Annotated in this window: 7 protein-coding genes; 6 read left to right on the top strand and 1 reads right to left on the bottom strand. The window is 41.9% G+C overall.

What is annotated here, in order from left to right:
* Positions 1-293: 293 nt before the first annotated feature.
* On the bottom strand, positions 294-596 hold the full coding sequence (locus BLR27_RS18090) for a helix-turn-helix domain-containing protein (RefSeq protein WP_090707260.1): 303 nt from the start codon (positions 594-596) through the stop codon (positions 294-296).
* 401 nt (positions 597-997) lie between these two features.
* On the opposite strand from BLR27_RS18090, the gene BLR27_RS18085 reads away from it, so the two are divergent.
* The 6 genes from BLR27_RS18085 (at position 998) to BLR27_RS18055 (ending at position 7,287) form a co-directional block, all read left to right on the top strand.
* A complete protein-coding gene (locus BLR27_RS18085; RefSeq protein ID WP_090707259.1) occupies positions 998-1,474 on the top strand; it encodes a helix-turn-helix domain-containing protein in 477 nt (158 codons plus the stop codon).
* 232 nt (positions 1,475-1,706) lie between these two features.
* On the top strand, positions 1,707-2,645 hold the full coding sequence (locus tag BLR27_RS18080) for a 1-phosphofructokinase family hexose kinase (protein WP_176767748.1): 939 nt from the start codon (positions 1,707-1,709) through the stop codon (positions 2,643-2,645).
* 686 nt (positions 2,646-3,331) lie between these two features.
* Entirely contained in the window at positions 3,332-4,450 is a 1,119-nt protein-coding gene (locus tag BLR27_RS18075; protein WP_090707257.1) for a DUF998 domain-containing protein, read from the top strand.
* 256 nt (positions 4,451-4,706) lie between these two features.
* Entirely contained in the window at positions 4,707-5,285 is a 579-nt protein-coding gene (locus tag BLR27_RS18070; protein ID WP_090707262.1) for a fasciclin domain-containing protein, read from the top strand.
* 264 nt (positions 5,286-5,549) lie between these two features.
* Entirely contained in the window at positions 5,550-5,861 is a 312-nt protein-coding gene (locus BLR27_RS18065) for a YdhR family protein (RefSeq protein ID WP_090707256.1), read from the top strand.
* A gap of 268 nt (positions 5,862-6,129) precedes the next feature.
* The gene (locus BLR27_RS18055) at positions 6,130-7,287 is read left to right on the top strand and encodes an App1 family protein (RefSeq protein ID WP_090707252.1); all 1,158 of its coding nucleotides are present in this window, start codon (positions 6,130-6,132) and stop codon (positions 7,285-7,287) included.
* Positions 7,288-7,517: the final 230 nt, after the last annotated feature.

The raw sequence follows: 7,517 nt of genomic DNA, 5'->3' as shown, positions 1-7,517 counted from the left end.
TTTAGCATGGCTTCAGCATCTGTTCGGCAATAGCCGAAGCTTTCCCGAAGAAAAGGCCTTTTTCCCGAAGCCTTCCCTAACAATTCCCGAAGAAATTGGGGTATTTCCCGAAGAACTCCCGAAGAAATGTGCAATAGTTCCACTAAAAATTAAGAAGCGAAGCAGTTAAATTTTCGATGCTGAGCAGAACATGGTCCGAACCTGTCTGCCCTTTGTCTGCCATTTGTCTGCCATTTGGTTCGGAGGATTCACAGAGAGATGTCTCACAGCCACCAAAAGATTATGAAATAGAATTACTTCAGGTGAAAGTTGCGGATTTTAAAAAGGTCAGGAGCAAAATAACGGTATTGATTGCCTATACGTGTGCAGCTAAGGGTCTTGTTTACACGCAGGGTATACAGAGTTCTTACACAAACCCCAAGGATCTTCATTGTCTCTTCGGGGCTCAGCCAATTCCTGGGATCATCAGTTTCTGGAGGACGCTTGATTTCCTTTGAACACAGGACCGACTGTTCACAGGCCGACCTGTCGAGAGCCGTTTGCTGGTTCTGCAGTATCTTTTCCAGGAGTTCTATGATGCGTTCAAGTTCCGACATGGGGTGCTATTCACTACCCAAAATGATCAATGTCCTGCTAAAATGTTATTCATCGCATGAATAGTTTATTCAAACCGATGAATAATTTATTCAGTGGAAAAATTAGTACCTGCGGAATTCCGATCGGAACAAACAAGATAAATACTGATTTTACAACAACAATTTTCATCAGCCTGAATAACAGAATTTGAGTTTGAATAGATTATTCATGCCTGAATGAATTATTCAAACAGACCTGAAAACTGCGTTTGGGCGTCTATAATCAATATAAAGACAATAAAAACGAAAGCGACTCTAAATGAGGGTATTGACAAAGGATAATTGAATGTTTAAATTCATAGTATAAAACAAGGTCCTATTTTAAAAATCAATTCATTTATTATATACCTAATGTCCCCAACATGAAAAATTTCAATTTCGGAGAGAATCTGCGAATGATTCGGATCTACAAAAATGTTTGCCAGGAAGGCATGGCTTCAGGCCTTAAAATCTCTCAGGCGTCTTATTCAAGAATCGAAGCAAGCCGGGATTTGCCGGAGGTTCAAGTGATCAATAAAATCGCCGAAACACTGGGAGTCAAGCCGAAAGATTTATTATCTGCGAGCTGGTATGCGGAAGCGGTAAATAGCATTTCCGGAAAAACCAGGGAGTCAGTAGCCATCATCAGCCATAAAGGCCAGATCGCCTATGGATTACTGCTGGCAATCGCTGCCTGGGACTCAACGTTTGGAGCAGCTGCAGGCGCAGAGCTGGAATCCAAAGATGCAATAGTTTTAACTGGTTGTATCTTCTTTCTTGTAGCATTCTTTCTTTATTATTTCACTGTGAAGGAGGCTAAGCTTGACCTTGATGATGACACATTACATGCTATAAAATGAATGGATAGGAATCTGATTAAATCTTGACGCCATGATTAAATTATCGGGAAGAGTACATACTAATGAAGCAGAATAATTCCCGCTGTCCGGTTTTTTGCTTAGCGCCCGGATTATTCATCGACAAGAGCCTTTTACACATTGTGCTGGCATGTGGTACGGTAAGAACACCAACCGTAGGAAATTAAAGTATAAGGTTTCGGCAATTTTTTTTAAACATTTCAGTATTTGCATCATGTCAAAAATCATAACGATCACATTCAACCCCGCCATTGATAAGAGCACCACAGTGCCGGCCTTGATAGCTGAAAAGAAATTAAAATGCACTAAGCCGGTTTATGAACCGGGCGGCGGAGGCATTAATGTGGCAAGGGCTGTAAAAAAACTGGGTGGAACTGCAACTGCCATTTATATGGCCGGGGGATATACCGGCAAAGCATTTACTAAATTACTTAACAAGGAAGGCATAGATTCAATAATTGCTGAAATAAAAGAGGATACCAGAGAAAACCTTATTGTTTATGAAACCTCAACGAATCAGCAATACCGTTTTGGAATGCCGGGTCCGACCATCCTTGAACAGGAATGGAAGCAATGCCTGGCACAAATTGAAAATATAAAAGAAGCAGATTTTATTATTGTAAGCGGCGCATTACCGCCGGGTATTCCCCTTACTGTTTATTCAAAAATTGCATCTGTAGCACGCAGTAAAAACGCAAAACTGATTGTTGATACATCCGGTGATGCTTTAATGGAGGCAGTGCAGGCAGGTCTTTATTTAATTAAACCCAACCTGGCTGAACTGAGTTCATTGCTGGGTAAAGAAAATTTGAATATTGAACGGGTGGATGAAGCAGCAAAGGAAGTAATAAATAAATGGAAATGTGAAGTGGTAGTGGTGTCAATGGGTGGGGCGGGAGCCATGCTGGTAACAAGAGACCTGGCTATGCACATCATGCCACCGGCTGTTAAAATAAAAAGTACAGTAGGCGCTGGCGACAGTATGGTGGCCGGGATAGTACAGAGCCTGGCAGATAATAAAAGCATTGAAGAAGCTGCACAGTATGGTGTAGCCTGCGGTACAGCCGCGACCATGAACGCAGGTACTGAATTGTGCAGAAAAGAAGATGCCGACCATTTATATAAACTGATACAGGTGACTAAATTCAGATGATACATCCCCTCATAAAAACGATCCCTGTAAAATATTTTAAAACAATAGTTAGAATTAACCATGCAAAAAAATATAAAAAGGAAGATTCGATCATACGGCATTACAGCATTACGGGAGCATGTTGATATAAGAAGAGTATTGAACTTGTAAAACCAGTAACCGGGTACAGCAAAATATGCGATATATACTTGTTCCCTGTAATGTTTTATTAGCAGGAGTCCGGCTCATTACATTTGAAAGAGCAGCCATGCCGGCTAAGTGATGCGGACTTATCAGGATGTTTATTTAACATTCTTATTTAAATATATAATGATCTTATAAACAAGACATTAGCTATATTTTTATGTTCCAGTTAGTCATATTTTCCGCTAGCATATTTTCTCTCAGGCAGCAGGGATTAAGTATTTTCCTGAAGTAAGAACATTCAAAATTCATAAAAATATAATTCACAGTTTGCGGAGTCTGAGCGGAATCTTTGTGAATTTCCATTTAATACTAACTCTCAGGACTCTTTTTGAGATTGCTGAATCATTCCAGGGAATGATGAAAATCATGATATTTCACTATTTTGTCTTTTAATTTTGGAGAAATTGAAACGAATGTATTCGTTTACTCTGGCCCGAACCTGCTTTGTGGTCTACTGAAAAAGATTACCTGTTCATCAGGAAGTATAAAAATAGATTATCATGACAGGTTCAATTGAAGGCTATGGAAATGAACGGAATGCTCAAAAGATGAAAACTCCGCCGCGATGGACCCGGATTGTCCTGTTGACCGTTCTGGCTTACGAAGCGGCAGGTTGTTTGCTTGGCGGTGGCCTCCTCATCGCAGCGCCCGATGGCAGATACATGGATATGCCGGTTGATATGATGAATTCCGCTTTTCCTGATTTCCTTATTCCGGGCATACTCCTTTTGGGATTGGGCATTCTTAGCTCGATCGCTTTTTTCTCCGTTCTTCGCCGGAATCATTCAGACTGGTTTATGGCCGGTCTCGCTTTGGGCGGGCTGCTTATCTGGTTCATTGTTGAAATTATCATTCTGCAGGAACTGCACTGGCTGCACGCCATGTGGGGAATTCCAGTATTGCTGGGATGGGTGGCAGCTATCCCATTGATAGTTTTACGTCATGATACAGTGAATATGCGAAAAGCTTTATTATCATGCGGCATCCTTTCATCGCTATGGTACCTGGGTATCAATATTTACGTGCCTATGCAATATGAAGGATACAGCATGCTTTCCCAAGCCCCAAGTGAGCTGTCGGCAATAGGCGCTCCAACCAGGGTGTTGTGGAATGTATTGGCCATCTGGTACACGCTGCTTTTTGTCGCTTTTGGATGGGGTGTATGGCAATCAGCAGCCGGCAGCCGTCTTTTACGAATTGCAGGAGTCCTCATCATCATTTACTGTATCCCGAACTTTTACTGGCCTCCGATGCATCGGCGGGAAGTCCTCGCAGCAGGGGGAGGAACGCTGACTGATACCCTGCATATTGTTTGGGCGGCGCTGACTCTCCTCTTCATGATGCTCCAGATGGGTTTCGGGGCAGCGGCATCAGGAAAATGGTTTCGTCTCTATACTGCTATAACTTTTGTGGTCTTTATTGTATTTGGTGTTTTAACCTTTATGGAATCTCCTGGCATGGAGGCCAATCTCCCTACACCGTATATGGGACTTTGGGAACGCATTAATATTGGCGCCTTCATGCTCTGGGTGATTGTGTTCTCAATTATTCTATTGCGCAGGGACACTCATCGGAATCAAGTGGAGGGGCTTATTTCTTTTAATCCTTCTTCCAATTGAAGCAGGATATTAGGCAAAGCTAACGCACGCGCAATGTCATTGTATCGTCCTGAAAAAGTTTATAGTTTTAACGAAGGTCCCTCACCTGCTGTAGGACAGGTTTCGGGATGACATTTGCTTAAGATTGATTATTTCCCGATTGTGCTGGCATGTGATACGCAAGAATACCGGCCAAAGAAAATATATCCATCTGCGAAAACCGCATCAGATCTATTTACGTAGGTATACCTACAAAAAAACAAATCCAAGTAATTTTATGAAAAAGCAATTTTTAAACCTGGTAATGGGTGCAGCATTTTTGACTGCAATTACATCATGTAATTCTGCCTCTACAACTTCTGAGACTCAGGATAGCACTATGACCGATACTACTGAGATGATGAGCGAAGCAGGTGTGGAAGTAGGCGGAGCAATGATGCTTCCTTCAAAGAACATCGTAGAAAACGCAGCTGCTTCAGCTGATCACACAACCCTTGTTGCAGCAGTTCAGCAGGCAGGTTTGGCCGAAACCCTGAGCGGTACAGGTCCGTTTACTGTATTTGCACCTACCAATGCGGCATTTGCAAAGGTTCCGAAGGCTGCGCTCGACAATCTGATGAAACCGGAAATGAAAGCTGATCTGGGAAAAATATTAACCTACCACGTGGTTCCTGGTGCGCTAAAAGCAGCTGACCTGATCGATGGACAGGAATTAACTACCGTGCAGGGCCAGAAACTAAAGGTTTCAGTAAAAGACGGCGTAGTAATGATCGGCGGAGCTACTGTGACCATTGCGGATGTTGTTTCCAGTAATGGAGTAACTCATGTGATTGACAGCGTCTTAATGCCGGAGTAAGTTTAAACGCTTATTTAAATGATTTTTCGTGAAAGCCTTTGCCATCTCTGGTGAAGGCTTTTGTGTTTTCCGGTAGACCGATAGCACAGGATTAAGTATCCACCTTAGCGGGAGATGAGGCTGTTTAATTGTTAATTGGGGCTGGTTTTAAGCCATTTTAAATCAAGTGTTTTTACTGATTAATAAAGTATATTTAATATAGCCTTCCTGGTACTTTGAATTTATCATTGAACCAGCATCCATTCATCATTAAAACCATTTATCATGGCACAAAAGATCCTCGTTACCAATTACACTTTCAGTGTAAGCAAGGAAGAATTTGAAAGTATGGCTTCAGGTCTGGCTCCTGCATTTGCGGAGGTCCCGGGATGTATCTGGAAAATCTGGCTGATCGATGCCGAAAAAAAAGAAGCAGGTGCTGTTTATCTGTTTAAAGATGATGAGTCTTTGCAGCAATTTAAAGCCAGTCCCCTTGTTGCCTCTGTGCTGTCTCATCCGGCACTTAGCAATTTTGATTTAAAAGAAAGGGACATCCTTAAAGAAGTGAGCGAATTAACACACGCGCCACTCCATTAGAAAGTTTAAACTTTGCAGCTTTCATTTTGCCTTATACGTTTTACCTGCTATGAAGCGGTTTATTACGATTCGGGAAATGTAAATTTTTTAGGAAGCAGTTCATCACCTACAGGTGTAACAGGTTTTTATTCAGGTAAAGAAGAGAGCAGGAGTTTGGCCCGCTTTAAAGCCGGAGGGATGAATTGTCATGTTAAAAAATCACGATATCATTATTTCTAAACACATCGCCCGGAATTATGTTTAAGGCGGTACATACTTAGATCACAAGATGCCTGACTGGAAACAATATTTTAACAGTGTAAGTTCAAATGTTGAAGAACAATTTGACACCCTTTTTTTTAATTTAAGGAAACACTTAAAGCTAAACGATCCGCTGCAGGTGATTACCTACCGGAGTTATGGTACAATAAACCGTCTTTATGTAAAAGGACGGGTTCTGGAAGATAAGGGTATTAATTCTGCAACTGATAAGGATACCATTTTTAATAATCTTGTGAATATGTATAATCGCTTTCAAAGCGATGAAATTCATGGTGCTGTTTTAAAAGTCAGATTTCAAGATCAGGAACATACTGTTATAACAGATGAAGAGGGCTATTTTATGCTGAACCTGGCGCCCGATACTCCAATCGGAGCGGCTGATATGTGGCATCAAATAGAGATCGAACTGATACTGGCGCCGGTTCCTTTCATGCCTGGTATAAAAAGTATTGCGGAAGTGCTGGTACCTCCTTCAAATGCCGAATACGGTATTATAAGTGATATTGATGATACCATTATACATACCAGTGCAACCGATATCCTGGCCATGTCAAGAAGGGTGTTTTTACACAATGCCCGTACAAGAATGCCCTTTGCAGGTGTTTCGGAGTTTTATAAAGCCCTGCAGCTCGGACGAGACGGCAAGCGGAATAATCCCTTTTTCTATGTTTCAAGCAGTCCATGGAACCTGTATGATCTTTTAAAGGATTTCCTGGACCTTAATCAGATACCGGAAGGGCCGCTCCTGCTGCGCGATTTTGGGCTGCAGGACAATAAGTTTATCAGCTCCGGCCATATGGGCCATAAGTTTAAGGAAATTGAAAATATCCTGCTTACTTATCCGCTTTTGAATTTTGTATTAATTGGCGACAGCGGTCAGGAAGATCCGAAGATCTATCGGGAGATCGTCAGAAAATACCCGGAACGTATTCTGGCCATTTATATCCGTGATGTACAATTGACAGACAGGGAGAGGATTGCTAAGGATATTTCTGCGGAATTGCAGGGGCATGTTGAATTGGTTATAGTAGATAATACCTTGGAGGCCGCTGAGCATGCGGCTAAAACCGGACTGATATATACTGAAGCTATTCCGAAGATCGAGAAGGATAAAATGCAGGATAAAGGTGAGATTTCAGGTAAGGTAGAAACAATGGTAAATTGATCGGCGGTTAGGGCGTGTCGGATTTAGGTTTTGGCTGTCCGGGAATGACCAGGACGGATAAGTCAGGAAGGGATGTTTCCCTCTGCCTGGTGTTGTCAGCAATCTTTATAGTGCAGACTGTGCTGGCATATGGTACGGTGATTTCTATGACATAAACAAGTGGTTTTTATAATTTTGTTGATAAGGAGCCCCATTTCTTACAACAGCAAATATCCTATGAACTAACTTGT

The organism is Daejeonella rubra (assembly GCF_900103545.1).
Lineage (GTDB): Bacteria > Bacteroidota > Bacteroidia > Sphingobacteriales > Sphingobacteriaceae > Daejeonella > Daejeonella rubra.
This window is presented reverse-complemented; position numbering and strand designations above follow the sequence as displayed.

Coding starts and splice junctions, on each gene's coding strand:
- BLR27_RS18055 (WP_090707252.1), top strand. CDS start 6,130: ATGCCTGACTGGAAACAATATTTTAACAGTGTAAGTTCAAATGTTGAA.
- BLR27_RS18075 (WP_090707257.1), top strand. CDS start 3,332: ATGACAGGTTCAATTGAAGGCTATGGAAATGAACGGAATGCTCAAAAG.
- BLR27_RS18070 (WP_090707262.1), top strand. CDS start 4,707: ATGAAAAAGCAATTTTTAAACCTGGTAATGGGTGCAGCATTTTTGACT.
- BLR27_RS18085 (WP_090707259.1), top strand. CDS start 998: ATGAAAAATTTCAATTTCGGAGAGAATCTGCGAATGATTCGGATCTAC.
- BLR27_RS18090 (WP_090707260.1), bottom strand. CDS start 596: ATGTCGGAACTTGAACGCATCATAGAACTCCTGGAAAAGATACTGCAG.
- BLR27_RS18080 (WP_176767748.1), top strand. CDS start 1,707: ATGTCAAAAATCATAACGATCACATTCAACCCCGCCATTGATAAGAGC.
- BLR27_RS18065 (WP_090707256.1), top strand. CDS start 5,550: ATGGCACAAAAGATCCTCGTTACCAATTACACTTTCAGTGTAAGCAAG.